The organism is Streptomyces sp. MBT65 (assembly GCF_016612545.1).
Classification (GTDB): domain Bacteria; phylum Actinomycetota; class Actinomycetes; order Streptomycetales; family Streptomycetaceae; genus Streptomyces.
The window spans coordinates 1-25,021 of sequence record NZ_JAENRY010000011.1; the positions used below are offsets into that span (position 1 = coordinate 1).

General features: G+C 71.1%; 24 protein-coding genes and 1 pseudogene. 10 read left to right on the forward strand and 15 right to left on the reverse strand.

The features are described 5' to 3' along the window. The 3 genes and pseudogenes from JHN63_RS04485 to JHN63_RS04495 form a co-directional block, all read right to left on the reverse strand. Positions 1 to 1,435 (reverse strand): hypothetical protein (locus JHN63_RS04485; protein ID WP_200677353.1); only part of this gene is annotated, 1,435 nt, incomplete at its 3' end. A 217-nt stretch (positions 1,436 to 1,652) separates the two neighbouring features. Then, positions 1,653 to 2,462: a sugar phosphate isomerase/epimerase gene (locus JHN63_RS04490; protein WP_200677354.1), complete on the reverse strand. Its 810-nt coding sequence runs from the start codon at positions 2,460 to 2,462 to the stop codon at positions 1,653 to 1,655. Between the two features lie 30 nt (positions 2,463 to 2,492). After that, a pseudogene (locus JHN63_RS04495) lies at positions 2,493 to 3,158 on the reverse strand (carbohydrate ABC transporter permease); the annotation flags it as partial. Positions 3,159 to 3,189: 31 nt separating this feature from the next. Here JHN63_RS04495 and JHN63_RS04500 point away from each other — a divergent pair. Further along, on the forward strand, positions 3,190 to 3,873 hold the full coding sequence (locus JHN63_RS04500; RefSeq protein WP_307781817.1) for an amidohydrolase family protein: 684 nt from the start codon (positions 3,190 to 3,192) through the stop codon (positions 3,871 to 3,873). A 138-nt stretch (positions 3,874 to 4,011) separates the two neighbouring features. Next, positions 4,012 to 5,139, forward strand: coding sequence for an MBL fold metallo-hydrolase (locus tag JHN63_RS04505; RefSeq protein WP_200677356.1), 1,128 nt, complete (start codon positions 4,012 to 4,014; stop codon positions 5,137 to 5,139). Between the two features lie 98 nt (positions 5,140 to 5,237). Here JHN63_RS04505 and JHN63_RS04510 read toward each other — a convergent pair whose 3' ends face one another. Continuing rightward, positions 5,238 to 6,302, reverse strand: a complete 1,065-nt coding sequence (locus tag JHN63_RS04510) for a D-2-hydroxyacid dehydrogenase (RefSeq protein WP_200677357.1) — start codon at positions 6,300 to 6,302, stop codon at positions 5,238 to 5,240. Further along, positions 6,302 to 6,727, reverse strand: a complete 426-nt coding sequence (locus JHN63_RS52410) for an RraA family protein (RefSeq protein WP_374222893.1) — start codon at positions 6,725 to 6,727, stop codon at positions 6,302 to 6,304. Before JHN63_RS52410 ends, JHN63_RS04510 begins: the two co-directional genes overlap by 1 nt. Before the next feature lie 338 nt (positions 6,728 to 7,065). Between JHN63_RS52410 and JHN63_RS04520 the strand changes: the two genes are divergently transcribed. From JHN63_RS04520 to JHN63_RS04535, 4 genes are all read left to right on the forward strand, one after another. After that, positions 7,066 to 7,515, forward strand: coding sequence for an aminotransferase class I/II-fold pyridoxal phosphate-dependent enzyme (locus JHN63_RS04520; protein ID WP_234476136.1), 450 nt, complete (start codon positions 7,066 to 7,068; stop codon positions 7,513 to 7,515). Positions 7,516 to 7,547: 32 nt separating this feature from the next. Beyond that, a complete protein-coding gene (locus JHN63_RS04525; RefSeq protein WP_200677358.1) occupies positions 7,548 to 8,135 on the forward strand; it encodes a TetR/AcrR family transcriptional regulator in 588 nt (195 codons plus the stop codon). Between the two features lie 440 nt (positions 8,136 to 8,575). Next, positions 8,576 to 8,959, forward strand: coding sequence for a BlaI/MecI/CopY family transcriptional regulator (locus JHN63_RS04530; RefSeq protein WP_200677359.1), 384 nt, complete (start codon positions 8,576 to 8,578; stop codon positions 8,957 to 8,959). Beyond that, positions 8,956 to 9,849 (forward strand): M56 family metallopeptidase, encoded by an 894-nt coding sequence (locus tag JHN63_RS04535; protein WP_200677360.1) that lies wholly within the window; start codon positions 8,956 to 8,958, stop codon positions 9,847 to 9,849. The genes JHN63_RS04530 and JHN63_RS04535 overlap by 4 nt, the downstream gene beginning before the upstream one ends. Positions 9,850 to 9,913: 64 nt before the next feature. Here JHN63_RS04535 and JHN63_RS04540 read toward each other — a convergent pair whose 3' ends face one another. Then, on the reverse strand, positions 9,914 to 10,690 hold the full coding sequence (locus tag JHN63_RS04540; protein ID WP_200677361.1) for a LysR family transcriptional regulator substrate-binding protein: 777 nt from the start codon (positions 10,688 to 10,690) through the stop codon (positions 9,914 to 9,916). A gap of 58 nt (positions 10,691 to 10,748) precedes the next feature. Between JHN63_RS04540 and JHN63_RS04545 the strand changes: the two genes are divergently transcribed. Then, positions 10,749 to 11,132 carry a DUF5997 family protein gene (locus JHN63_RS04545; protein ID WP_200677362.1) on the forward strand — a complete coding sequence of 128 codons (384 nt, stop codon included), beginning with the start codon at positions 10,749 to 10,751 and terminating at the stop codon, positions 11,130 to 11,132. 40 nt (positions 11,133 to 11,172) lie between these two features. Then, positions 11,173 to 11,937 (forward strand): GntR family transcriptional regulator, encoded by a 765-nt coding sequence (locus JHN63_RS04550; RefSeq protein ID WP_307781815.1) that lies wholly within the window; start codon positions 11,173 to 11,175, stop codon positions 11,935 to 11,937. A 20-nt stretch (positions 11,938 to 11,957) separates the two neighbouring features. Here JHN63_RS04550 and JHN63_RS04555 read toward each other — a convergent pair whose 3' ends face one another. Beyond that, positions 11,958 to 13,592 (reverse strand): phosphonate degradation HD-domain oxygenase, encoded by a 1,635-nt coding sequence (locus JHN63_RS04555; RefSeq protein ID WP_234476137.1) that lies wholly within the window; start codon positions 13,590 to 13,592, stop codon positions 11,958 to 11,960. 114 nt (positions 13,593 to 13,706) lie between these two features. Beyond that, the gene (locus JHN63_RS04560; RefSeq protein WP_200677364.1) at positions 13,707 to 14,297 is read right to left on the reverse strand and encodes a TetR/AcrR family transcriptional regulator; all 591 of its coding nucleotides are present in this window, start codon (positions 14,295 to 14,297) and stop codon (positions 13,707 to 13,709) included. A gap of 151 nt (positions 14,298 to 14,448) precedes the next feature. On the opposite strand from JHN63_RS04560, the gene JHN63_RS04565 reads away from it, so the two are divergent. Further along, positions 14,449 to 15,324: an LLM class flavin-dependent oxidoreductase gene (locus tag JHN63_RS04565; protein WP_200677365.1), complete on the forward strand. Its 876-nt coding sequence runs from the start codon at positions 14,449 to 14,451 to the stop codon at positions 15,322 to 15,324. A 13-nt stretch (positions 15,325 to 15,337) separates the two neighbouring features. Here the strand turns inward: JHN63_RS04565 and JHN63_RS04570 are convergent, their stop codons facing one another. Further along, positions 15,338 to 15,733 (reverse strand): SgcJ/EcaC family oxidoreductase, encoded by a 396-nt coding sequence (locus JHN63_RS04570; RefSeq protein ID WP_200677366.1) that lies wholly within the window; start codon positions 15,731 to 15,733, stop codon positions 15,338 to 15,340. A 114-nt stretch (positions 15,734 to 15,847) separates the two neighbouring features. On the opposite strand from JHN63_RS04570, the gene JHN63_RS04575 reads away from it, so the two are divergent. Continuing rightward, the gene (locus JHN63_RS04575; protein ID WP_200677367.1) at positions 15,848 to 16,513 is read left to right on the forward strand and encodes a nucleoside/nucleotide kinase family protein; all 666 of its coding nucleotides are present in this window, start codon (positions 15,848 to 15,850) and stop codon (positions 16,511 to 16,513) included. Between the two features lie 4 nt (positions 16,514 to 16,517). Here JHN63_RS04575 and JHN63_RS04580 read toward each other — a convergent pair whose 3' ends face one another. The 6 genes from JHN63_RS04580 to JHN63_RS04605 all read right to left on the reverse strand — a co-directional run bounded on the left by JHN63_RS04580 (position 16,518) and on the right by JHN63_RS04605 (position 24,798). Then, positions 16,518 to 18,353: a hypothetical protein gene (locus JHN63_RS04580; protein WP_200677368.1), complete on the reverse strand. Its 1,836-nt coding sequence runs from the start codon at positions 18,351 to 18,353 to the stop codon at positions 16,518 to 16,520. Between the two features lie 51 nt (positions 18,354 to 18,404). Further along, a complete protein-coding gene (locus JHN63_RS04585) occupies positions 18,405 to 20,123 on the reverse strand; it encodes a hypothetical protein (protein ID WP_200677369.1) in 1,719 nt (572 codons plus the stop codon). Positions 20,124 to 20,125: 2 nt separating this feature from the next. Next, entirely contained in the window at positions 20,126 to 21,028 is a 903-nt protein-coding gene (locus tag JHN63_RS04590) for a carbohydrate ABC transporter permease (RefSeq protein WP_200677370.1), read from the reverse strand. Next, positions 21,025 to 21,942: a carbohydrate ABC transporter permease gene (locus JHN63_RS04595; RefSeq protein WP_200677371.1), complete on the reverse strand. Its 918-nt coding sequence runs from the start codon at positions 21,940 to 21,942 to the stop codon at positions 21,025 to 21,027. The genes JHN63_RS04590 and JHN63_RS04595 overlap by 4 nt, the downstream gene beginning before the upstream one ends. A gap of 118 nt (positions 21,943 to 22,060) precedes the next feature. Further along, complete coding sequence (locus JHN63_RS04600) at positions 22,061 to 23,389, reverse strand: sugar ABC transporter substrate-binding protein (RefSeq protein WP_200677372.1); 1,329 nt, start codon at positions 23,387 to 23,389, stop codon at positions 22,061 to 22,063. 275 nt (positions 23,390 to 23,664) lie between these two features. Next, positions 23,665 to 24,798, reverse strand: a complete 1,134-nt coding sequence (locus JHN63_RS04605; RefSeq protein WP_307781816.1) for an ROK family protein — start codon at positions 24,796 to 24,798, stop codon at positions 23,665 to 23,667. Positions 24,799 to 25,021: the final 223 nt, after the last annotated feature.

Here is a 25,021-nt window from a genome sequence, read left to right on the forward strand (position 1 = left end):
GCGTGCCGGAGCGGTGGGCGGGCCAGTCGTGGGCGTAGGCGGGTGGGGGGCTGCCGGTCGGGGTGAGGTCGGCGACGGGCATGCGGTGGGCCGTGCGGTCGAGGGTCGTGCGGGTGGTGTTGGCGTTGTGGCCGCCGATCGCGGCGGAGGCGCAGCCCGTGTAGAAGGCGATCGGGATGGCGTCCTGGCCGGTGAGCAGGCAGGGCTTGCGGACGCCGAGGCGGTGGAGTTCGGCGGCGGTGCGGGACCAGTCGCGGTGCTGGGTGTTCGTACGGCTCACCGTCCGTTCCAGGACGGCGAGTTGGATCGCCAGATGCCCGGCGAGGCCGATCGCGAGCAGGGTCACCGCGGCCCGCCGCCAGGCTCCGGTCGGTCTGGTGACCAGGTGGATCAGTCCGTCGGAGACCGGGATCGCGACCAGCGCGTAGGCGGGCAGCAGGAAGCGCGGTGCCGCGTATCCGATCATGAACAGGTAGGGGAAGGCGGCCGTGGCGGCGCAGGCGAGCGGGACGAGGGTGGCCGCCGTGCGCCGCGCGCGGACCGCGACGACCAGTCCGACGACGGCGAGCGCGGGGAGCACGAGCCACCACACGTCGACCGCCGGGTTGGGCATCGCCCCCGTGCACGGGCGGCACAGGGCGCGTCCGCCCAGGCTGCGCAGCTGGTCGACGACCGCGATGTGCCAGCCCAGTCCGCCCTCGATGGCCGAGGCCTCGTGCAGCCGCTGGGTCAGGCCGCCGTAACTGACGTACGCCTCGATCACCCACTCCGCGGCGCCGGACGCGAGCCCGGCGAGGAGGACGGTGAGCAGCCGCCACCGGCGGACGGCCACGAGGAGGACGAGCAGCGGCAGGGTCGCCCAGACCGCGTCCGTCGGCCGCATCCACGCCATCAGGGACGCGCTCGCCGCCAGGCCCCACACCGCGGCCCGGTCCGAGCGGTCGGCCCGGGCGCGCAGACAGCAGCCCGCCGCGGCGAGCGCGCCCACGGCGACCCAGTAGTTGGGCATGGCCTGCGGGCCGTAGAAGAGGGTCACCCAGAGGGAGGCGAACAGGGCGCCCGCCAGGGCGAGGACGCGGGCCGGGAACAGGCCGCGCCAGGTGCGGAGGGCGAGGAAGAGGGCGGCGGCCGCCAGGACGGCGAGGTAGACGCGGAGCAGGGTGGTGGACGAGGACCAGGAGGTGACGGGGGCGACCAGGAGGGAGATGCCGCGGGCGCGGGGTGCGCTGAAGTAGGCGGCGGGGGCGTGCGCGCTGAGCTGGCTGACGTACACGGTCTCGTCCCAGCCGAGGCCCAACCCGGGTCGTACGAAGACCAGTTGGGCCAGGGCGAAGACGACCGCCACCGCGGCGAGCGGGTATTCCGAGCGGCGGGACGCGGTCGGCGTTCCGAGCCGTCGCGTCCCGGCGAGTGTGGCGTACGCGCTGCCGGACATTGCCCACCCCTCCCCCTACAGTTTGTAGGGTTTCCAGCACCCTACAGCCTGTAGTTCTGAAGGCGGGAGCCAGGGAAAACATGGACAAACTACCGCGCGGCGGGCGAGGCCGCGGCCTGTAATTCAGCCAAGCGACTGACGGCCCAGCACGCCGGGGCGCGTCGGCGGTCACTCCGTACTGCTCCGGAAGAGGCCACCGACGGCCCTGGACGTGCCGTCAGGATGCGTCGAGATTCACGCCCTGACGCTTCTTCAGCCAGGCCACACTCTCCGCGACCAGGTCGAAGATGTCCGCCCCCTCGGCGATCCCGTCCGCCTCGATGATGTGCACGCGGATCGCGTCCCGGCCAGCGTCGAGCGCGTCCGCAAGGGCCACCGAGCCCTGCCCGGCGGCGACTTGGGGTTCGCCGCGTACCGCCGGGCCGTCCTTGACGTGGACGAGTTCGACTCGTTCGGCGAGCCTGGTGACGACGTCGGCGGGGACCTGGCCCGCGGTCTGTGCCCAGTAGATGTCGACCTCGGCGACGATCGACGGGTCGAGGGCGTCCCACAGGACGTCGTAGCCGTAGCGGCCGTCGTCGAGCGGGGTCCACTCCCAGTAGTGGTTGTGGTGGCCGACCCGCAGACCGTGCCCGGCGGCCGCCTCGGCCAGGGCGTTGAACCGGTCGGCGAACCGGCGTACTCCGTCGGCCGAGACCAGCGCGTCGCGGGTGAATCCGGGGAGTGCCTCGGGAGTGGAGGCGATGGCGATGGGCACGCCCGCCTCGGCCATCTCCTCGAAGAACCAGCCGGGATCCTCCGCGTCGGGCAGGCGGGCGTGGGTGGAGGAGACGGTGAGACCGGCGGCGTCGATGTCGGCCTTCAGCGAGCGCGCCTCGGCCAGACGCGCGTCACGGGCCAGTTCGGTGCGGCCCAGGCGGAAGGGTTCCACCGAGGTCACCCCGAGGTCGGCGATCCTGGCGAGCGTGGCGGGTCGGTCGTCGAGGACGTTCATCAGCGTGTAGAGCTGCAGGCCGATGTCCGGCATGCCAAGTTCCGATCTGTCGGGGCCAGTTGGTCACTTCACGGCGCCGGCGGTGAAGCCGGTGATGAGGAAGCGCTGGAGCAGCAGGAATCCGGCGACGACCGGGAGGGACACGACCAGGGAGGCGGCCATGACCTGGTTCCAGTAGACGTTCGCCTCGGTGGAGTAGGCCTGGAGGCCTACGGCGAGGGTGCGGGTCTGTGTGTCGGTGAGGACCGAGGCGAAGAGCACCTCGCCCCAGGCGGTCATGAAGGCGTAGATGCACACGGCGACGATTCCCGGTGTCGCGGCGGGCACGATGATCTGGAGCAGGGTGCGCAGCGGCCCCGCGCCGTCCACCTTCGCCGCCTCGTCGAGGTCGCGTGGCACCGTGTCGAAGTAGCCGACCAGCATCCACACCGCGAACGGCAGCGAGAAGGTCAGGTACGTGACGATGAGCCCGGCGCGGGTGCCCACGAGGTCGGTGCCGAGGTTCTGGTCGGCGTAGACGAACAGCAGGTACAGCGGCAGCAGGAAGAGGATGCCGGGGAACATCTGGGTGGCGAGCACCGCCGACTTGAAGCTTCCGCTGCCGGGGAACTTCCAGCGGCTCAGCGCGTAGGAGGCGAAGACGGCCACCAGTACCGACAGCACGGTCGCGGACACGGCCACGATCAGGGAGTTGACGAAGTACTGGGCCAGCGGCACGGTGTGCCAGATCCTCGCCATCGCCGAGTCGGTGTCGGCCCCGGTGTACTTCGTCCACCAGTCGACACCCGAGGCGGTCGACCTGGTGGCCCGCGCCCGTGGCCGTGGAGTGCGGGCGTTCACGGAGACGGTGGCCCACCACCTGGTGCTGGACGACTCCGCGTACGCGGGCCCGCACCCCGAACGCTTCGTGTGCTGCCCGCCGTTGCGGGACGCCGGCACGGTAGCCGGGCTGCGCTCACGGCTGCTCATGGGCCAGGTGGCGACGATCGGCAGCGACCACTGCTGCTACGACACCGCCCAGAAGGAGTCGGTGAGTCACGACGTGCGGGCCATGCCCAACGGTCTCCCGGGAGTTGAGACCCGGATGCCGGTGATCTTCAGCGAGCTGGTGGTCAAGGGCGGCCTGCCGATGGGCCGCTTCGTCGAGTTGATGTGCGCCAACCCTGCCAGGCTCAACGGCCTCTACCCCCGCAAGGGAGTCATCGCCCCCGGCGCGGACGCGGACCTGGCGATCTGGAACCCCACGGCCACCCGGACCGTCCGCAGCACCGGCCTGCACATGGCCACGGACTACACACCGTACGAGGGCATGACCGTCACCGGCTGGCCGGAGACCGTCGTGGTGGGCGGCCGTCCCGTCGTCGACGCCGGGCGACTGACCGACACCCAACCCCGCGGCCGCCATCTGCGCTCGGGCCCGCTGAGCCGGTCCCTGGTGTGCTGATCCGCGGGCGGTCGTTCGCGGCACGCAATCTCATGGTGCGCGCCGCGAACACCCAGTTCCTACCGGAAGGTGGACAGCCGCTCCGGGCCTGGTCAGGGTGACACCGCGTACCAGGAACCATGAAGGAGCGATTGCCTCATGTGTGAGTCTTCCACCGAGTGCACAGGTGTGTCGGCGTCCCGTAGGACCCTGCTCGGCGCGGTGGCCGCGTCCGCGGCCGCCGTCGCCGTACCGACGCTGAGCGGGCAGGCGTTCGCGACCCCGGCGGCATCCTCCGACACGGGTCTGTCCCTCACCCTTCTCGGCACCAACTCCGGACCGCCGCCGCTCGCGGCCCGGTACGGAATCTCCCAGGCGCTGGTGGTCAACGGCCGTACGTACGTGGTCGACTGCGGCCGGGGCGCGGTGAGTCAGTACATGCGCGCCGGACTGTCGATGCCCTCGCTGACGAGCATCTTCCTCACCCACCTCCACGCCGACCACATCGTCGACTACTACGCCTTCCCCATGCTCGCGGCCGGCGCCTCGGGCGCACAGGGCTTCCAGAGTCCCGTCGACGTGTACGGCCCCGGCCCGGCAGGCATCGCCTCCGCCGTCGCCGGAGCCCCCGGCCCCATCCCTGGCACCGTCGAGATGACCAGGCTGGCGGGACAGGCGTACGCCGCGGCCCCCACCTTCTTCATGACGGAACACATCGGCATCGACCCGGCCACCCTGCTCCGGGTCCACGACGTGCTTCCGCCGACGGGCACCGGCGCCTCCGCCACGAACACCGCCCCCGCCATGGCGCCTTTCACGGTCATGGAGAACGACGACGTGAAGGTCACCGCCGTGCTCGTCCCGCACGGCGCGGTCTACCCCGCCTACGCCTACCGCTTCGACACCGACCACGGCAGCGTCGTCTTCTCCGGCGACACGACCCCGAGCCCGAACGTCATCAGGCTCGCCCGGCACGCGGACGTCCTGGTGCACGAAGCCCTGTACCCGGCAGGGCTTGCGGCCCTAGGCCTGCCGCAGGCTCTCATCGACCACATCCTCGCCACACACACCGACGTCTCCGAACTCGGGCGGATCGCGGCCGAGGCAGGCGTGAAGACGCTGGTCGCCACCCACCTCAGCCCCGGAAACCCGGCCGCCACCACGGACGCCACCTGGCGCCGCCTCCTCCGGAACAGCGCACGCCGTGCCGACTTCGGCGGTCGCATGGTCCTGGGCCAGGATCTGCTGCACGTACCGGTGGGCCGACGGAGCGTCGGCAGCCGCTGAGCGGGCCGGCACGTCGACCTTCAACAGCCGTGTTTCTACGACGACTTGGCCCGCCCGCACCGGCCGTCCGGGAAAGAGGACGGGACATCCGGGACAGGTCAGTAGAACTCGACGGTGTTCACCCGGTTGAGCAGCGCGTGTCCGTCCAGGAACCGCGTGGCGTTGGCGGCGAACAGCTCGGCGATGAGGCGGTCCTCCGCCGCGTCGAGGGCGGCCGTGTGAGGGCTCACGAGCACCTGGTCGTGGTCCCAGAGCGGGCTGGCGGCCGGCAGCGGCTCCGTCTCGAAGACGTCCAGCGCGGCGAAACCCACCCGTCCGCTGTCGAGGGCGTCGATCAGAGCGGCTTCGTCGACGACGTTTCCCCGCCCGACGTTGACGAGGGTCGCGCCCGGCCGCAGGGCGTCGAAGAACCGCTTGTCCAGCAGGTGTTCGGTCGCCTCCGTCCCGGGGAGCGTGTTGACGACCGCGTCCACGGCCGGTGCCACCTCGACGAGCCGGTCGGGGCTCACCACCTCGGACACGCCGGGGACGGTGATGTCCCGCCTGCTCGTGCCGACGACCCGTGCGCCCAGCGCGTGCAGTTTCGCGGCGACGACCCGGCCGATCCCGCCGAGACCGAGCACGAGCACGGTCTGCTCGCTCACCTGCCTCATCGTCCAGCGACCGCTCCATGCGCGGGCGCGCTGCTGACGGCCGAGGCGAGGCAGGTCCTTGGCTCCCGCGAGGACGCCGAAGACGGCGAACTCGGCGAGCGGCCGTCCGTGCACACCGGCCGAGGTGCTGAAGGCGACCCGGTCGAGTTCCGCGGCGCCGAGTCCCGCCGCCTTGACCTGGCTGCCGCCGCCGGCCGCCATGGTGTGCACCCATCGCAGCCGTGCGTTGGCCCGGACCGTACGGGCCAGCGCGGACGGGTCGACGTCCGGGATGCCGTAGAGCGCCTCGGCGGAGTCGAGAAGCGCTTGGTAGGAGCGCTGTTGCCGGGGCGTGCGCAGCCAGGTCGGATCGCCGGCGAAGTCGGCGGGCCAGCGCATCGGCGGGAGGAGTGCCTGGTCGACGACGAGGTCGATCCGGGGCTCCAACTCCCGTATGAGCGCGCCGTTCTCCTCGGACAGCGGCGCGGCGACCGCGACCCGGAGCCGGTGGGTGTCCCGTTCCGCTGCCATCAGGCGGCCTTCCTCCGGAGCGTCTCGACCTCGGCGTCGAGGTCCGCCTCGCGGGCGACGATCTCCTTGACGGCCGCGAGGGCCTCCTCGGCGCGGTGCGGGGGAATCACGATCACCCCGTCGGCGTCGGCGACGACGATGTCCCCGGGTTCGACGACGACCCCACCGATGGCGACGGACTCGCCGATCGTGCCCGGCCCGTTCTTGAACGGGCCGGCGGGAGTCAGCCCCCGCGCGAAGACCGGGAACCCGAGCCGCTCGATGATCGCGCCGTCGCGCACATAGCCGTCGACGATCGCGCCGACGGCACCGAACACGTCGAAGCGCTGGGCGAGGTTGTCGCCGATGACGGCGCGCCCCTCGAAGCCGAAGGCGTTGATGACGAGGACGTCCCCGGGGCGGATGTGCTCCAGCGCGGCGATCACGGCCTTGTTGTCGCCCGCGTACGACTACGGCATCTACGGCCTGCTCGTCACCTATCTCGCGCTCAACATCATGGGCGACGCCGGTGCCGACGGGCTCTTCCTCACCAACGTCGGCTTCCTGGTCAGCTTCCTCGCCCGCCCCTTCGGCAGCGTGATCTGCGGATACCTCAGCGACAAGCTCGGCCGCAAGAGGCTCCTGGCCACCCTCCTGGTGCTCATCTCCGGAGCGACCGCAGCGATCGGCCTCATCCCCTCCCACGCGGCGATCGGGGTGGGCGCGCCGGTTCTTCTCGTCCTGCTCCGGGGTCTACTGTCAGACCTCCTCCAAGAGGTACGCGATGACTGGCCGGCGGGTCGGCTACCTCCGAGGCCCGTCGCCCCTGATCCAGGCCGCCGCGCGCATCCACAACACCTTCAACGGCTCGGTGAACACGGCCGTCCAGGACGCCGCGCTCGTCGCGGTACGGACGTGCGACGCCGACATCGCGCGGATGCGAGCGGAGTACGAACGGCGCGGCGAACTCATGCGGGCGGAACTCGCCAAGGTCCCGGGCCTCGAACTCAGCACCCCGGAGGGCGCGTTCTACCAGTTCCCCCGTTACGACCTCGATCTCCCGTCGGCCGAGGTCGTGGCGGCACTGCGCTCCACCTACGGCGTGGCCGTCCGACCCGGCAGCGAGTTCGGTGCCCGGGGCGAGGGCCATCTGCGGCTGTCGTACGCTGCCGACGCGGAGTCCATCACCGAGGGCGTCCGTCGTCTGGCCCACGGCCTCTCGGCCCTCCGGTGAACACCGCCGCCACGCGAACGGGGAGTCGACCCATGCGCAGTGACACCCAGCGCAACCGCAGACAACTCATCAAGGCAGCCGCCGAGTTGTTCGAGAACTCGCCGACTCCGGTCAGCCTGACCGAGATCGCCAAGCGCGCCGAGGTGTCCACCGCGACCGCCTACCGGCACTTCTCCTCCGTCGAGGACGTCCTGCACGCCTTCCGCGCCCAAGTCGGCTCCGAACTGCGGGACTTCAGCACACAGCAGACCACCCGGGGCATGCAGCGCCTCGAAGCGGTCTCCCGCCACTGGGTGTCGCTCGTCCTCGAACACGGCGGCGCGATGGCGCAGATGCGCTCGCACCGCGGCTATCTGGAGCGGCTGCGCGAGAACACCGGCTACCTCACTCCCCAGGCCGAGGCACTCACCGAACCGCTCCGCCAGACCACCGAGGACCTCGGCCTCGGCGACCTCGGCGACGAGGCCCTGTACCTGTGGAACGCCCTGTTCGACCCCCGCGACATCCTCGACCTCATCAAGAGCGGCCGGACCGAGGACGAAGCGGCCTCCCGTCTCGTGGCCGCCCTGCGCGGCGCGCTCATCGGCTGGTCCACGGCACCCGACCGGAGGGACGACTGAAGCCCGGCCCTGGACTCCACTCCCGAACTGCCCCCAGCCACAGGGGGTCTCGGCAATCCGCCGACCGCCTGCTCATAGGCGTGCGCGACGCGCGGCACGGTGGCGTCGTCGAGCGCCTGCCGGTGATCATCAGGCCGGCAGGGAGACCGCCGACCAGTTCGGGACACTGCACGCACAGCGTCCGCTCCCCCTCGGCGGGCGAACTCCCGCTGGTGCGCCGCTCGTCAACGGCGCCCATCAAGCCCACCGCCCAGCTACCGGATCGCGTGCCCAACCCGTGCACGCCTCCCCAGGAACTCCCGGAAACTCCCAGGCAGAAGTAGGTAGCCCCCAGTAGCCCCAGCCACACGAACCGGCCCCGACCACGCAGAAGCGCCAGGTCAGAGCGTCAAGCGTCAGCGGTGGGCGCGTCACGCCCTACACGCTGTAAGGTGACCGCCATGGCTGGCAGAGACCCGCATGTCCGCGCGGAGCGGCGTAGCGCAGGTGAGCTGGAGACCGAGGTCCTCGCCGCGTTGTGGGCGACCGACCGTCCCCTGACACCGGCCGAGATCCAGGCCGAGATCGACGGCCCGCTCGCCTACAACACCGTGCACACGATCCTGAAGCGGCTCTACGACAAGGGGCTCGTCCTGCGGGACGCGGCCGGGCGGCGCGGGGCCTACCGGCCGGCGAAGAACGCGGCGGAGTTGACCGCCGAGGCGATGCACGAGGCGCTGGACCGGGGGCCGGACCCGATCGCCGCGTTGCAGCAGTTCGTGAGCGGTCTGCGTCCCGAGGAGGAGAGGGCCCTGCGCGACCTGCTGGCCGGGGGCGCGGGATGAGGTTCGACGTCTACACCCCGTTGCTGCTGTCCGCGCTGCTCGCCGCGATCAGCCCGGCGATCGGCAGACGGGTGGCCCCGGCACTGGCCGCCCGGGTGCTGACCGTCGCGGCCGTGGTGACCGCGGCGGCCACCTGCTGGTCCCTGTTCCTGCTGGCCGCGACGCTCGTCGGCGATGCCCCGCCGGTCGTCGCCGAGGCCCGGCAGGACGGACACCGGCTGCCCGAACCGGTGCCCGAGGTCATCGGGATCGCGGCCGCGGTCGCCCTCGCCGTGCTCGTCGTGTCCGTCCAGGGGGCCGTGAGCGCGGACCGCCGTACGCGGCGCGCACTGCGCCGGCTGTGCGAAGGGCACCCGGCGGACACCGAGTTGATCGTCGCCGACTCCCCCGAACCGCGTGCGTTCGCCATCCCCGGCCCGCCCGGCCGGATCCTGGTCACGGTCGGCATGCTGAGCGCCCTCGAACCGGCGGAGCGCCGGGTCCTGCTCGCCCATGAACGTGCCCATCTCGCCCACCGGCACGCGCAGTTGGTGACCGCGGCGACGCTCGCGGCCGCGGCCAACCCGCTGCTGCGGCCCGTACGATCCACGGTCGTGTTCCTGGTGGAACGGTGGGCGGACGAGCGGGCGGCGGACGCGGTCGGCGACCGTGCGACCACCGCCCGCGCCCTGGCCCGCGCCGCCCTGAGCGCCGAACGCGCGCGCCCCGCATGCGCGTTGAGCTTCACCGACCGTGCCGTCACCCGCCGGATCGCGGCGCTCCAGACAGCGCCGCCGCCGCGCCTGTGGCCCCTCGCGGCGGCCGTCCTCACGCTGGGCGCTCTGCCCGCGCTCGGCGCGGCCGACGCGACGGGCGATCTGTTCCGGATGCTGGCGGGAGTGCTCGTCTAGGCGGTCCGCCACCCGCCTCGGCAGCGAAGTCGGCCTGTACGGAGGGCAGTCGACGTGACGGTCGTCAGCGACCGCGGGGCTTGCCGCGCTTGGTTCCCTTGGCGCCGCCGGACGCACCACGCGGGTTCTTGCCGGTCCGGCCCGTCGACTTCCCGGCGGCGGGCTTGCGGCGCGCGGGGGTTTCGGCGCGCTTCGCCTTGGTCTTCGGCTGCGGCTGGGCGGGCGCCTGGGTGCGGCCCCGCGTGCTGTTGACCGTACGGCCGCGCACGATGCCGATGAAGTCCTCGACCAGGTCGGTGGTCGCGTCCTCGGGCCAGGAGAGGGCGACGTCCGATTGAGGGGCGTCGACGACGGTCCGGTAGGTGAGGTCCTTGCGGTGGTGCAGCCGGGCCAGGGACTGGGGGACGTAGAGGATGCCGATGCCCGACGCCACGTGCTCGACGGCGTCCTCGGTGGTGGCGGGACGCTCGAACGCGGGCTCCCCGGGCGGCTGTTCCCAGTCGAGGACGTCGTCGAGGGGGTGAAGGACCACCTCGTCGGCGAGTTCGTCGAGGGACACCTCTTCGGCCGCCGTCACGACGTGGTCCTTGGGGGCCACGACCACGGTCGCCTCGGTGTAGAGGGGGATCGCGCTGAGGACCGTACGGTCGACCGGCAGGCGCACGAGTCCGGCGTCGGCCTCGCCGCGCCGCAACACATCGGATGCCTCGGCTGCCGGGACCGGTACGAGGACGAGCGGGACGTCGGGCCGACGCTCGTTCCAGATCCGCACCCACTTGGCGGGCGTCACCCCGGGGACGTACGCGAGCCGGAACGTGGGGGATGCTTCCGAGCCTGTCACCCCGCAAGGTTACCCGCCGTGGTCGGAGGTCTCGTACACGGTCGATACTCTTGACGGTATGAGTTCGCACCAGACCACCCAGACGATGAAGCCCGCCACGGCGGCGAAGAAGCTGGGTGTGTACCTAGAGGCCACGCCCGCCGAGTTCCAGGAGGGTGACGTCTCCCGCGCCGAGCTGAACGAGTTGCAGGCGAACCCGCCCCAGTGGCTGCGCGAGCTGCGCGCCGACGGCCCGCACCCGCGCCCGGTCGTCGCGGCCAAGCTCGGCGTCTCCATCGCCGGTCTCGCGCGCGGCGGGGTCACCGAGCCTCTCACCACCGAGCAGATCGAGGCGCTGAAGAAGGACAGCCCCGAGTGGCTGGAGAAGGAGCGCGCCACCCAGGCCGAGGTCCGCAAGGAAGCCGAGCGGATCAAGAACAAGAAGAACGACGAGCGCGACTGACGGCTGCGGGGCGGAAGCGCTCAGGACGGAGACCCGGTCGGTGACGGACGGCCCCGGCAAGCCCCCGGCGATGTACCGCAAGGTCGCGGCCGACCTCGGTCGCGAGATCGGCGAGGGCCGCTACGGCTCCGGCGGACGGCTGCCCGCCGAGGGCGAGCTCGCCGAGCGCTACGGCGTCTCCCGGGGCACCGTCCGCCAGGCGATGGCCCTGCTGCGCACCGAGGGGCTGATCGCCTCGCGGCGCGGCACCCGCCGGGTCGTGATCGGTACGCCCCGGCCGCAGAGCTTCGGCGAACTGCTCAGCTTCACCCGCTGGGCGCGCTCGACGGGCGAGGAGCCCGGCGGCCGGATCGTCACCATGGAGACCCGCCCCGCCGACCCGACCGAGCGGGAGCACCTGCGGTTGCCGGTGGGGGCGGAGGTGTACGAGGTTCGGCGGCTGCGCACGCTCTCGGGGCGGCCGGTGATGGTCGAGCGCACCGTATACCCGTCCGCCGTGGGCGAGTTGATCGCCGAGCTGCCGGCCGACACCGTGTCGCACACGGTGGCCCTGGAGGAGTCGGGCGTGCTGATCGCGGACGCCCAGCACACCATCGACCTGTGCCGGGCCGACCCGGAGGACGCCCGGCTGCTCGGCTGCCGGCCCGGCGACCCGCTGCTGCGCGAGCGCAGGTGCAGCACCGATCCGGCGGGCGCACCGGTCGAGTGGTCCGAGGACCGGTACCTTCCGGAGACCGTGGCCTTCACCGTCCACAGCTCGGCGGCGTCCGGCTCGCTGGCCCGCCGCCCGGCCGACGACGCCTGACCTCAGGTGTCCGTCCGACCTCATGCGTTCCGCAGCAGGGCCGTGAGCAGCGGGCGGAAGTGCGCGAAGTCCGGGGTCGGCGCCTCGGGATCCTTGGCCTCGTCGTCCCAGCGGCGCACCGCGACCCCGTCCGCCGCATACGGATTCGCCTCGTACGCGGCGACCTCGGCCGGAGACATCGGACCGCCCTGTACCTCCAGCGTGTACACCGACGCCTCGGAGAGCCGGCCGAAGTAGCCCGGCTCGACCGCGCACAGATACCGCTTGGCCGCCACGTGCAGCCGGACCGGTTCGGTGACCTCGGGACCGAACCACTCGGCCAGCCGGTCCGCCCCCGTGTGGCTGTGCCGGTTGTCGGTGCCCTCCATCAACTCCGCACCGCTGACCGGCCCGTGGAAGTGTCCGAGGTCGTGCAGCAGCGCGGCGGCGATCAACGCGTCGGGCGCTCCCGCCTCCTCGGCCCGGGCTGCCGCCTGCAGCATGTGCTGCGCCATCGTGACCTCCTCCCCCAGGTAGGCGCTCGCCCCCTCCCCCGCGAAGAGTTCGGCCAGCTCGTCCACGAACTCCCTTGCGGCTACGGCCCGTTCGCGCCGCAGTATCGCCAACGTGCCGGCCAGCGCGTCGAGGTCGGCGTAGGCGCCCTGGAGGTGACGGGCGCCGCTCTCCTCGAAGGCCGTACGGGCGTGCAGCAGCCGGACGTTGTCGAAGATCAGGCAGTCGCCGGGCAACAGCCGGAACTCCAGCTGGAGTTCGGGGCGCAGGGTGATCTCGGCGAAGGCGCGGTAGGCCCGGTAGAAGGACTCCAGTTCGGCGGCGGGCAGCAACAGGGTGCCGATGGAACGGTTGTTGAAGCGCACCTCGCGGATCTGCCCGCGCCCGTCCACGTCGATCAGCGGTCGGTCGGCGGCCAGCACGGTGTATGCGTCGCTGAAGCGGAACGGCACGGGGGTACGGGTCAGTACGGCGAACGCCTCCGGGGCCTCGGCGCGCAGCAGCGCGGCGGCCCGGAACCCGTCCACCAGCCCGGAGTCGCCGCCGACCGCCGCGTTGGACAGACAGTGCAGGAGCTGGAGGGTGGGCACCGGGTCGCGGTAGGGGTTGTCGGTGTGCGGGGTGATCCGGGCGCCGGTGAAGGCGAGGTTGTTGGGGTCCGGTTCGACCCGTACGTCGAAGAGCCGTCCGTAGTTGGTCTCGCGGACGTAGCCGAAGGTCTCCGCCACCTCCAGCACCTGGCCCTCATGGCACGGCACATCACGCAGCAGGGCGAAGCCGAGCCCGAGGACGGACTCCAGCACCCGTGCCTTGACCACCGGGTCGGCCAGGTAGTCAGCCCAACTCGCCTCGGGGAGACGGCCGTTCAGGTCGGCAGCGATCCACAGGGTCTTGCCGTTCTCACCGCGTCGGTCCTCGGACGCACTCCCGGCTCCGGGTCGCCCGGCGGCCAGCCAGCGCTCGGAGTACACGGACCGGTGCCCGTCGGGCGCCCAGTCGATCTCGACGCCGTCGGCGGTCTGCCGTACGGCCTCCAGCGCGAGGTCGGTGGGCAGTTCGGTGATCTGGAACAGCTTCTGACCGTTGCGCGGGTCGCGGCAGCGGGGGCAGGGGCAGTTGTCCCGCAGCCAGGTCAGCGGCAGATCCGCTACGGACGGCGACATCGTCATCACTCTCTCATCAAGTTGTACAGCCAACTCTTCGGACAGAGCGAACGTCTCAGCGCCGGATGAGCACGAGGTGACGTACCGGCCACCGGCGCATGAACGGGATCGAGGTCAGCGCGGCAGCCGCAGGCCTGCGATCAGGACGTCGACCAGGCGGAGCGCGTCGTAGCGGTCGTCGCCCTCCACGCCGACGCACAAGTTGCCGACGCCGCGCATGACTTCATAGGCGGTGAGGTCGGACCGGACCTCGGCCGCCGCCACTGCCGCGTCGAACAGCTCGGTGCACACGGGCAGGAGGCGGTCCAGGAAGTAGGAATGCAGCGCCTCAAAGCCCGCGCTGTCGGACCGCAGCACCGCGGCGAGCCCGTGCTTGGTGACCAGGAAGTCGACGAAGAGGCTGATCCACTCCCGCAGCGCCGCGTACGGACCGGCACCGCTCGCCAGCAGCGCGGGGCCCGCTTCGGCGCAGGCCTCCACCTGATGCCGGTAGACGGCGATGACGAGATCGGCGCGGGTCGGGAAGTGGCGGTAGATCGTGCCCAGTCCGACACCGGCCTCGCGGGCGATGTCGCGCACCGGCGCGTCCACGCCGGACGCGACGAAGACCTTGGCCGCCGCGTCGAGCAGGGTCTCCTTGTTCCGCCGGGCGTCCGCCCGCTTGGACTGGGCCGCACCGCCCGCGTCCGCCTCGTTGCCGCTCATCGCGCAGTTCCTCCACCGCTGGACCTTGTTAAACGGAACAGAGTTCCGTATCGTTTCCGGAACCACGTTCCGCTTGCTCATGATGTCAGAGCACAAGCCGGACGACCAAGCCATGCCTGCCACCACGCGTTGCCGAACATCGGAAGGCGCCATGCCCAGCACACCCCGCACCCGCTTCGGAATCATGACCGCCCCCATGCAGGTCGGCTACCCCGACCTCCTCCGCGTCTGGCGCGAGGCGGACACCGTCCCGGAGATCGAGCACGCCTGGCTGTTCGACCACCTCATGCCGATCGGCGGCGACCCGGACGGCCCGGCCTTCGAGGGCTGGACACTGCTCTCGGCCCTCGCCGCGCAGACCCGCCGGCTGCGGCTCGGTGTGATGGTGACCAGCAACCGCTTCCGGCCGCCCGCGATGCTGGCCAAGATCGCCACGACCGTCGACGTCGTCTCCGGCGGACGGCTCGACTTCGGCATCGGTGTCGGCTCCCGCCCCAACCATCCCCTGGCCCGGCGCGAGTACGCGGCACACGGCCTCCCCTTCCACGACTCCGCGCACGCGGTGGCGAGCCTCGCCGAGGCCTGCACGGTGATCCGGCGGCTGTGGACCGAGGAGAAGCCGTTCGACTTCCACGGCACCCACCACCACCTCACCGGAGCGTTCGGCAACCCCAAGCCCGTCCAGCGCCCCCACCCGCCGATCCTCATCGGCGGACGCTCGGCCGCGACACTCCGCGTGGTCGCCGAGCACGCCGACCTGTGGAACATCCCCGGCGGCGACATCACGGACGTCATCGACCGCAGCGCGCTCCTCGACCGCTACTGCGCCGAGATCGGCCGCGACCCCGCCTCCGTCACGCGCTCGATCCACCTCTCCGTGTCCTACGACAAGCCCGAGGCGACCCGGGACGCGATCCGTGAGGCGGTCGACGCGGGCTTCCACCACATCGTGCTCGGGCTGTCCGCGCCCTACCCCGCCGAGGTCGCCCACTGGGTCGCCGACGAGCTGATCGACAGGACGGCCTGAGAGTCGGTCCACGTCAGTCGTGCGGGAACGAGTGATGTTCGTGCGCGACCATCCAACGGCCCCGTTCCTTGCGCAGTCCGAAGGTCAGCCGCAGCCGCAGGGTGGGGGATGCGGCGAACTCCTCGGGGGTGCCGCACCGGAGCAGGGCATGGGCGTAGGCGACGTCCGTGCCGGCCGTGATGTCGAGCGAGTCGATGTCGAAAAAGGCGCCCTGCGCCTGCCACTCGAAGAACGGCGGCCAGCTCGCGCGGTAGGCGGCGAGGCCGTGGATGCCCGCGTGCGGGGGCGGGACGTCGTACATGACGAGGTCCTCGGTGTGGTCCGCCATGACGCCGTCGAGGTCGCCGCGGTGGACGGCCTCGGCCCAGCCGGTGATGAGGGCGCGGATCTGTGTGACGTCGTCGTACATGGACGGCTCCTGTTCCTGTCCCCCACTCCATGGTCCCTCTGCTGACCCGACTCCCCGATCTTCGGCGCATCATCGCCCCGGCCGCACATCTGAGGCGGATGGCACACTCTCCGTGTGCCGCTGACTTTCGACGACCTCCTCACCCGTGCCACCGCTCTCACCGCCCCCGGCCGACGGGCCGTCCTCGGTGTCACCGGCAGCCCGGGCGCGGGCAAGACGACCCTCGCCGAGCACCTGGTGCGCGCGCTCAACGGCGCCGGGGAGCCCTGGGTCGCGCATGTCCCCATGGACGGCTTCCATCTCGCCGACGTCGAACTGGACCGGCTCGGCCGCCGCGATCGCAAGGGCGCGCCCGACACCTTCGACGCGGCCGGGTACGCGGCGCTGTTGCGGAGAGTGCGGGACGAGACCGACGAGATCGTGTACGCGCCCAGCTTCGAGCGGGTGTTGGAGCAGCCGATCGCCGGCGCGATCCCGGTGCCGCCCACGGCCCGGCTGGTGGTGACGGAGGGCAACTACCTGCTGCTGGAGGCGGGTTCATGGGCGCGGGTACGGCCGTGTCTGGACGAGGTGTGGTTCTGCGAGGCCGACGAGGACGAGCGCGTCCGCCGACTCGTCGCCCGGCACGAGGAGTTCGGCAAGGACCACGAGACCGCCGTGGCCTGGGTGTCGGGCACGGACCAGCGCAACGCCGATCTGGTCGCCACGACGCGTGGCCGGGCGGATCTGGTGATCCCCCCGGCCACGCTGCCTTCGCCGTACGGCGTGCCCCGCGCCTGAGGGCTCACGCGTGGAGCGTCAGCTCCGGTTCGCCGTGGGCGTCGCCCGCCGCGTCCCCGATGACCGCGGTGAACGCCTCGGTGCGGACGGTGAGTTCACCGTTCTCGCCGCTCGTGAACTCGGCGGTGAAGGGACCGGTGCCGGGTCCGTAGCGGACGGCGAACACATGCAGGTGCTCCGGCGCGCCCGGTGCCGGGTCGGCCTCCAGTGCCGTGGAGGTGACCAGGTGGCTCCAGCCCTCGTCGGGGTTGCCGTAGCCGCGCGGGTCGGCCGCGAGGGCGAACGCCGCCTCCTGCTGGGAGAGTTCGGAGCGGGCGTCGAAGTGGTCGGCGCCCTCGCCGGTCGGGTGGGTGAGGCGCAGGCTGCCCGCGGAGCTGACGTCACCCTCGGCCGTCCTGCGGACCCGGTCTCCGTCGTCCGCCGCGTAGGGCAGTCCGGCGAGCAAGTACGGTGCTCCGTCGAGGCGTTCGACGGCCACCGTGGTCCACAGGCTTGTGCCGTCGGTGACGTACAGGGACTGAATGTGCCGCAGGACGTGGTCGCGGCCGACGACCGGCTTGGTGACCAGCTTGGCCGTGAGCCCCTCGGCGCTGATGTCGCGGACTCGCACCTCGCCCATCGGGCGGCAGAACAGGAAGCCGTCGAGCACCGGGCCGAAGCCGCGCTGGCGGTTGACGGCGGCGGGCAGGTAGTACGTGCTGTCGGCCTCGACCACCGACGGGGTCATCTTGCTGTCGAAGGCCACCGAGACGGTACCGGCGCGGAGTTGATGGCGGGTCGGCTCCGTCGACGGGGTGCGGTGCCAGGGTGTGGTGTCCTGGATCTGCCAGACCAGCATCCACGCGAAGTGGCCGTCGACTCCCCCGTCCGGCTTGACCGCGTGCCGGGCCCAGCGGCTGTCGCCCCGGTAGCGGCCGATGTCCGAGCCGATACGGGCGCCGAAGTAGCGCAGACCGAGGACCGATTCGAAGGCGGAGTGCTGCTCGCTGTAGCGCGGACCACCGTTGTCGAAGCCGCCGTTGGTGAGGCGGGCGTCGATGTAGCGCGCCAGCGCCTCGCCGTCCTCGGCGAACATGTCCTCGCCGCTGACGATGTGGGCCCGCGCGAGGAAGGAGAGGGAGATCGGGCCGTAGTTGTTGTCGTACGCGCCGCCGTGCTCGGGCGGGAGGAGGGCGCCGCGGTCGCTCACACGGTGGGCGCGGATCTCGTCCGCGTACACGGCGAGTGCGCGTCCGCGCACCAACTCCCCTTCTGTCGAAGGGAGATGGCGGGCCAGCATCAAGCCGCCGACCACACAGCCGATCGCCTGGTTGCCGGCTTCCTGCGGGTTGAAGAAGGTCGCCTCGGTGAGCCAGCGCCAGTAGCCGTGCGCCAACTCGACCAGTGCGGTGCGCTGTTCGTCGTCGACGAGTCCGTCCGTCGCGTCCAGGATGTTGACCGCCTGGAGCAGCGCCCATGCCGTGCTCGGCCAGTCGCCGATGGGGTGGGCGCCCGTCTCCAGGACGTAACGGGCGTACGGGAGGCCGGAGTTGCGGACCCTCAGGTTCGGGTAGCCGGGGTTGTCCTCGGTGTAGACGCGCTCGCTGAGGTGGAAGGCGAGGCTGCGCCGGACCGGCTCCGGCAGGCGCGGGTCCTTGCCGCGCTGCCAGGCGAAGGCCAGCAGGGACGTGATGCCGAGCGAGGTGTCCCCGATGTCGTCGTAGCAGTCGGGGTGTTCGAGGTTGCCCTCCGGTGTGATGCGCCGCAGGGCCTGCTCGACGACGTCCGCGAGGACCGCGTCGTAGGCCTCCGGGGTGTCGGGGAGGTCGTGCAGCGGGCCGCGCTGGTGGAGGAGGTGCACGGGTGGTTCAGCCCTTCATGCCGGAGGTGGCCGTGGCGTGGGTCGGCGGGGTCAGAGGTCGGGTGCGGGGCGGCCGGCGCGCAGGGCGACGGTCAGTGTCCGGGGGCCGTTGCCGCCGAGGTAGACGCGGTTTCCGGTCGTCGCGTCGGTGCCGCCCACCACGGTGTGGTCCTGGCCCGGGTCGTACCGTAGTACGTCGCCGCGGTCCGGCCCGGCGAGGGGTTCGCCCGCCTCGACGGCGGCCTCGACGCGGATCTCGTCGTCGCCGACGCGGTAGGTCAAGGGCTCGGTCGTCAGGCACCAGCGTCCGTCGCCGATCGGGGTGGCGCCCGTTACAACTCCCCCTGGCCGGAAGGTCAGTTCGAGGGACCAGGGCACCTGTGGGCCGCTGATGTCGATGCGCAGGTCGGCCCCGTCGTCCCGCAGGTCGACCTCGACGCGGGTCGTGTGGGAGACCTCGTCGCGGGGGCGATCCGGGAAGGACAGGGCGGCGGAGAAGCGGCCCTCGTCCGTCATGCGGTAGGTGCCGTCGCTTCGTTGCCGGTCCGACGGGAGCGGCTGGTAGTAGGCGGCCGTCAGGGTCTCGGTGAGCCGGTACCGGTTGTCGGCGAGCTGTTCCATGTCGGCGGCGCGGAACGGGCCGAGGTCGAAGAAACCCCGGGAGAGGCGCACCGCGTCGAGGACCGCCTCGCCGGCGAACAGGCGCAGGAAGGTGGGGTTGCAGGCCAGGCCCGAGCGGATGCGCCGGTGCTCGGGGACGTCCGAGCCGCCGTACAGGACGCTGTGCGTTGTGGTGGAGACGCGTGAGGCGAGGCGGGCCGTGGTGAAGTACCGGTCGCGGGGCAGGAGTTGCGGCTCCGGTGTCGGCAGTTCGCGGCACAGGTCGGGGGTGAGGAGGGCCGCGGCGAGCAGGTCGGGGTCGTCGATGCCGTCGGCCGCCGCCCGGTGTGCCGCTCGGCTGAAGTCGCCCCGGCCGGTGCGGATCGCGAGCAGCCGGAAGTGCGGGAGGTAGGGCGCCAGCGGAAAGCGGCCCTTCTGGTCCTGGCGCCGGGAGTGGACGGTCTCCACCGTGCCGTCCGGTCTGATGAGGTCCAGGGTCGCGGTGAGGTTGTGTTCGACGGCGTCCCGCAGGTCGGGGCGGTCGAGGACCTCGGCCAGCAGCAGGAGCGAGGGGTTGGAGACATGGGACGCGTAGACGGCGCTGCGCTCCGAGTACAGGCCCTCCGCGTCGATGTCGACGCCCTCGGCGAGCCACTCCTCGACACGGTCGAGCAGCCGATCGTCGGGGAACGAGCGGTGCAGGCGGGCCAGCGCGGCGGACAGTTCCCAGCGGTGGTTCGGAGTGTGCACCCCGCCGGTCAGGAGACTGTCGGAGGCGGCGCGGGCGATCTCGGCAAGCGCGGCCGCGACGTCGTCCAGTTCCGGACCCGCGCCCACGGCCAGGACGTACGCGTCGCACACGTCGTTGACGGTGAACGCGGAGTCCGGCGGTGACTGCACGTTGTCGCCGCCCGCGAAGAGGCCGGTGCCGGTCTGCGCGGCCCGCAGGGCGCGGAGGTGGGTCAGCGCGGCGGCGACGGCCTTCTCGCTGCCGTGCAGGGCCGAGTCCGGGGAGCGGTGGGCCGCGATCAGGGTCTTCACCCGGCGGGCCAGCACGCGGTGGGTGACACCGACGGGTTCCTGGTCCGGGTCGGCCGCCGGCGGGGCGGCCGACCCGTCGGCGGCACGGGCCGCCGCGCGCACGAACTCGTCGTCGAGCGGGCTGGGCAAGGTCAGTCCTTCAGTCCGGCGTTGATGTCGGCGCTCATGACGTACCGCTGGAAGACCAGGAAGATGAGGATCAGCGGGATCATGGAGATGACCGAACCGCCCAGCAGCACCGACCAGTTGATGTTCTGCGCGCCGACGAGGCTCTGGATGCCGATCTGCACGGTGAACTTGTTGGGGTCGTTCAGCATCAGCAGCGGCCAGATGTAGTCGTTCCAGCGCCACTGGAAGGACAGGATCGCGAGGGTCAGCATGATGGGCCGGGAGATCGGCACCATGATCCGCAGGAAGATCGACAGTTCCCGCGCGCCGTCGATGCGGGCGGCCTCGACGAGTTCGTCGGGGACCGTCAGGAAGAACTGGCGGAACATGAAGCAGCCGGTCGCGGTGAGCACGGCCGGGAGGATGATGCCGCCGAACGAGTTGTAGAGGCCGAGGTCGCGGACCACCAGGAACTCGGGGGCGAGCATGACCTCGGACGGCAGCATCGTGGTGGCCAGGATGCAGATGAAGAAGAACTTGAGCCAGCGGTTGTTGTACTTCGCCAGCGCGTAGCCGGTGCAGCAGCTGACGCCCACCGTGAGGATCGTCGTGATCACGCACACGATGGCGGTGTTGATGAAGTACTGGGAGAAGTTGGCGCTGTCCCAGGCCGCCTTGTAGCCCGACACGGTGGGGTTGTGCGGAAGCACCGTCAGCGGCAGGGAGAAGAGGTCCCCCGCCGGCTTGAAGGAGCTGAGGACGAACCACAGCACCGGCAGCCCGTAGAGGGCGGCCAGGATCCACAGCAGTGTCGTCGCGGGGACCGCGCGCCGGAGCCCGCCGTCGCGCCCGTTGCGTCGCTGCCGCTTGGAAAGGGTCCGGCCGGAGTCGGCGTCGACCGGACGCGGCGTGTCTGTGGTTGTCATCGGTTCTCCACCCGCCGGTTGACGATCAGCTGGATGATCGCGACGGCCATCAGGATGAGCATGAGCACGAAGGACGCGGCGCTCGCGTAGCCGATCTGGCCCCGGTTGAAGCCGGTCTCGTAGATGTACTGGACGAGCAGGTTGTTCGAGGTTCCGGGTCCGCCGTTGTTGAGGGAGACGAACAGCGGATACTCCTTCATCGCGTTGATCGTGTTGAGCAGGATCACGATGAACGAGGTGGGCGCGATGCTCGGCAGCGTGATGCTGATGAACTGGCGCCAGGGACCGGCGCCGTCGAGCGAGGCCGCCTCGTAGTACGACACCGGCACGTTCTTGATCGCCGCGATGAACAGCAGCATCGAGAAGGCCGTTCCCCACCAGGCACCGGCCATCACCACGACGCCCAGCGACAGGTCCGCGTTCGACTGCCACGCGATCGCGTGCACGCCGAACTTCTCGATGACGTAGTTGATCAGTCCGAAGTTCTCACCGAACAGCCACCGCCACAGCACACCCACGACGATCGGCGAGATGAGCCACGGGATGAAGAAGACGACGCGGGCGAACGAGGCGCCCTTGGCCTGCCTGCTCACCACGAGGTTGGCGATGAGGAGCGACAGCACGAAGTTCAGCGGGACGACGAGGACGGTGTAGAGCAGCGTCCGGAACAGCGCGTCGTAGAAGGTGGAGTCGCCGAACAGGTTCTGGTAGTTGTCCAGTCCGATGAACTGGAACGCCCCCACACCGGTGTAGTTGGTGAAGGAGTAGACGAGCCCGATCACCGCCGGCCACACGAAGAACAGCGCGAACAGCACGACGTTGGCCGCGACGAGGACGAGCGGCGCGAGGGTGTAGGTGCTGCGTCGTCGTCGCCTGGGCGGGCTCACGGACACGTCCGCGGCGCTTTTTGTCATCTTCCTGACTTCCGTGCTGGTGGAATGGATTGCTGAGGGCTCCGACCGTGAGCCCGGCGTCTCGTGGACGGCCAGGGCCGGGCGGCGGTGTGCGATCCCGCCGCCCGGGCCCTTGGGCCTACGATCCGCTGCCGACCGCCGTGTTGTAGCCGTCCACGATGTTGTCCAGGGCCTTGTCGACCGACTGCTGGCCGTTGATCGCCTTGCCGAGCTCCGTCTTGGTCGGGTCGGTGGTGAGGCTCTTGCCCTTCAGCACCCAGGCCGTCTGCGCGCCGTTGAAGTAGCCCGAGATCGGGGCGTAGAGCGGGATCTCCTCGTTGTAGAGCTTGAACGCCGCCTGCGCCGCCGCCGACTTGAAGGGGTACTTCGGGCTCAGGCCACTCTCGACCGGGAGGAAGCCGGAGCTCTCGACCAGCTCGGTGTAGTTCTTGGGCTCGTACACCCAGGACATGAACTTCTTCCCGGCGGTGGCCGCGGCGCTGTTGTTGTTGAAGCCGACCATCATGCCGCCGCTGTTGACGTCACTGGCCTGCACCGGCTGGGCCGGGGTCGGGACGCTCGCCCACTCGAACTTCTTGATGCTGTCGGCGAAGGCGGGCACCTGCCAGACACCGGACCAGTAGGCGACGACGTCACCGCTCTGGAACATGGCCGACGGGTCGGCGCCGCTGGTCCACACCGACTTCGGCATGACCTTGTCGTCGTTGAGACCGACGAAGTACTTCACGGCCTTCTTGGTCGCCGCGTCCACCGAGAACTTGCCGGAGGAGTCGGCGTGGACGTACTTGCCGCCCATCTCGTACACCATGGCGCGCAGACGCGACGGCGACTGGTCGAAGGTCAGGGAGTACTTGGCGCCGGTCTTCTCGCGGACCTTGTTGGCCGCGGCGATGAACTCGGTCCAGGTCCAGGTCGTCGAGGGCGAGGCGGGGACGGCGACGCCGGCCTTCTCGAACAGCGACTTGTTGATGAAGAGGCCGGACGCGGTGACGTCCGAGGGGATGGCCAGCACCTTGCCGGACGAGTCCTTGGCGAGGAAGTTGGCGTTGATCTTGTTGGCCTTGTTGTTGGTGATGGAGCTGAGGTCGATCAGCTTGCTCGACCAGATCGGGTCCAGCGCCGGCACGTCCGCGACGTCGGGCAGCGAGTTCGCCTGCGCGGCGTTGTGCAGCTTCGTCGGGTACCCGTCGTAGGGGATGTTGACGAGCTTGACGCTGACGCCGGTCTCCTTCTTGTACTGGGCCACCAGCTTCTTCCAGCCCGCGTCCTGGCCCGGCACGGTGGAGATCCAGAACGTCAGGGACTTGGAGGTGCCACCCGAGCCGGATCCTCCCCCGCAGGCCGAGAGCAGGAGGGCCCCTGCGGAGGCCGCGGCGGCGAGAGGAACCAGGCGGCGGATGCCGTGGCGGCCGAGTCGGCGGGAGCGCCGCATACTCACACTGGTCATCTTCGATCCCTTTTCTTCGTAGCGGAAGAAGCACGGCGCCAGCCGAGGCGGCACGGGTGCATTGTGCAGAGAGTTTCGCTTTCCGGGGGCGTGGCCTCGCCCGGCCTCGCCATTCTGAACGGGTGACATCCCCGGCCTTCTGGGCCGCTGCCGCACAAGCTCACCCTGATGCGGTTGCTGTACGTCTCGTACAGGCGGGAGGCTCACCCCAAGTCGATGTCCCGACCGACTTAGAAAGCGCTTGTCCGGACATTGGCAGACCGAGTCCGAGGCCGTCAATCCTTCGCCCCCGCACCATCGGTCACGGTTTGGACTCCTCTGGCGACCGCGAGCCGGGCGGCGCCCACCACGGTGCCGAGATCGCCGACCGTGCTGCTCACCACCTCGGTGGGCCAGCTCAGCCTGCCCAGCTCGGCCCGGACACCGGGCAGGAGCTGCGGGTCCGTGCCCGTGCTGCCGCCCAGGACGATCAGTCCAGGGTCCAGTACGGCGGCCACGGCGGCGGCGAGTCTGCCCACGTCCGCGGCGTGTCGGCCGACCAGTGCGCTCGCCGTGTCGTGTCCCTGCCGGGCGAGGGCGAAGAGCCGGTCCGCGCTGCCGGGGCACGGTTCGCCGGTGTCCGGCCAGACCGCCGCCGCCCTGCGCAGCAGCGAGCGCGCGCCGACGTACTCCTCCAGGGCCTCTCTGCGGGGCTCCACGGCGTCGTCCCAGGGGTAGGGCAGCCGGGCCAGCTCACCGGCCGCGCCGTTCGCTCCGCGCAGCACCTGGCCGCCGACGACGATGCCGAGACCGATGCCGACGCCGATCCGCAGATAGCCGAAGGAGAGCCGGCCCCGGGCGGCGCCCTCGTGCAGTTCGGCGAGCGCGGCGCAGTTGACGTTGTTCTCCAGGTGGACCGGCACCCCCGGCGGCAGGGCGACCGTCATGGCGTCGAACACCGGGCCCGCCTTGGCGGTCGCGGGACGCATGCCGGCGCCCGCCCGGTCCCGCGCGGCGACATCACCGACGGCGACGACGACCGTGCGCAGCGGGGTGTCGGCGGGCAGCGCGCCGAGTGCCTCGCGCACCGCGGCGGCGGCGTCCTCCCGGGGGCCGGTGACCTCGGCCAGCAGGGTGCCGTCGAGGGCGCAGCCGCGCACCCGGGTGAGCGCCGGGCCCAGATCGACGGCGAGTACGGCACCGGCGGCGGGGCCGAGACGGTATACGGCCGCGTTGCGGCCCGTGCCCCCGGAGGCGGTGCCGGAGTGGGCGGCGAGCTGGACGCTCTCCAGTTCCACGACGGCGGAGGACACCGTCGGCTTGGACAGGCCCGCGAGGGTCGCGAGCTGCGGCCGGGTCGCGCTGCCGGCTCTGGCCAGCACCTCGAACACCGCGCTCGCGCTCTCGGTCAGCCGAGACGCCTGCGCCACGACGTGTTCCACACTTCCCCCAGTTCACAGGCCGCGTTCCCGGAGGGTGTCCATGGGATGCGGCGATGGGATGTCCTGACGTCACGCGGGCCCGGGCAACGGTCCCTGTGACCGAGTTAGCGATGACTCTTGACGCACTGTACTTCGTTAGTTAACTTCCTAACGAACGTCACGGTACTCGCCTGCCGTGGTCCGTCAGAAGCCCGTCCCGGGGCTTCCCGAG

Bases quoted from the DNA above. Each gene is read 5' to 3' on its own strand.
- JHN63_RS04490 (WP_200677354.1), bottom strand. From the start codon at position 2,462: ATGCCGGACATCGGCCTGCAGCTCTACACGCTGATGAACGTCCTCGAC.
- JHN63_RS04505 (WP_200677356.1), top strand. From the start codon at position 4,012: ATGTGTGAGTCTTCCACCGAGTGCACAGGTGTGTCGGCGTCCCGTAGG.
- JHN63_RS04510 (WP_200677357.1), bottom strand. From the start codon at position 6,302: ATGGCAGCGGAACGGGACACCCACCGGCTCCGGGTCGCGGTCGCCGCG.
- JHN63_RS04520 (WP_234476136.1), top strand. From the start codon at position 7,066: ATGACTGGCCGGCGGGTCGGCTACCTCCGAGGCCCGTCGCCCCTGATC.
- JHN63_RS04525 (WP_200677358.1), top strand. From the start codon at position 7,548: ATGCGCAGTGACACCCAGCGCAACCGCAGACAACTCATCAAGGCAGCC.
- JHN63_RS04530 (WP_200677359.1), top strand. From the start codon at position 8,576: ATGGCTGGCAGAGACCCGCATGTCCGCGCGGAGCGGCGTAGCGCAGGT.
- JHN63_RS04535 (WP_200677360.1), top strand. From the start codon at position 8,956: ATGAGGTTCGACGTCTACACCCCGTTGCTGCTGTCCGCGCTGCTCGCC.
- JHN63_RS04545 (WP_200677362.1), top strand. From the start codon at position 10,749: ATGAGTTCGCACCAGACCACCCAGACGATGAAGCCCGCCACGGCGGCG.
- JHN63_RS04555 (WP_234476137.1), bottom strand. From the start codon at position 13,592: ATGTCGCCGTCCGTAGCGGATCTGCCGCTGACCTGGCTGCGGGACAAC.
- JHN63_RS04560 (WP_200677364.1), bottom strand. From the start codon at position 14,297: ATGAGCGGCAACGAGGCGGACGCGGGCGGTGCGGCCCAGTCCAAGCGG.
- JHN63_RS04565 (WP_200677365.1), top strand. From the start codon at position 14,449: ATGCCCAGCACACCCCGCACCCGCTTCGGAATCATGACCGCCCCCATG.
- JHN63_RS04570 (WP_200677366.1), bottom strand. From the start codon at position 15,733: ATGTACGACGACGTCACACAGATCCGCGCCCTCATCACCGGCTGGGCC.
- JHN63_RS04590 (WP_200677370.1), bottom strand. From the start codon at position 21,028: ATGACAACCACAGACACGCCGCGTCCGGTCGACGCCGACTCCGGCCGG.
- JHN63_RS04595 (WP_200677371.1), bottom strand. From the start codon at position 21,942: ATGACAAAAAGCGCCGCGGACGTGTCCGTGAGCCCGCCCAGGCGACGA.
- JHN63_RS04600 (WP_200677372.1), bottom strand. From the start codon at position 23,389: ATGACCAGTGTGAGTATGCGGCGCTCCCGCCGACTCGGCCGCCACGGC.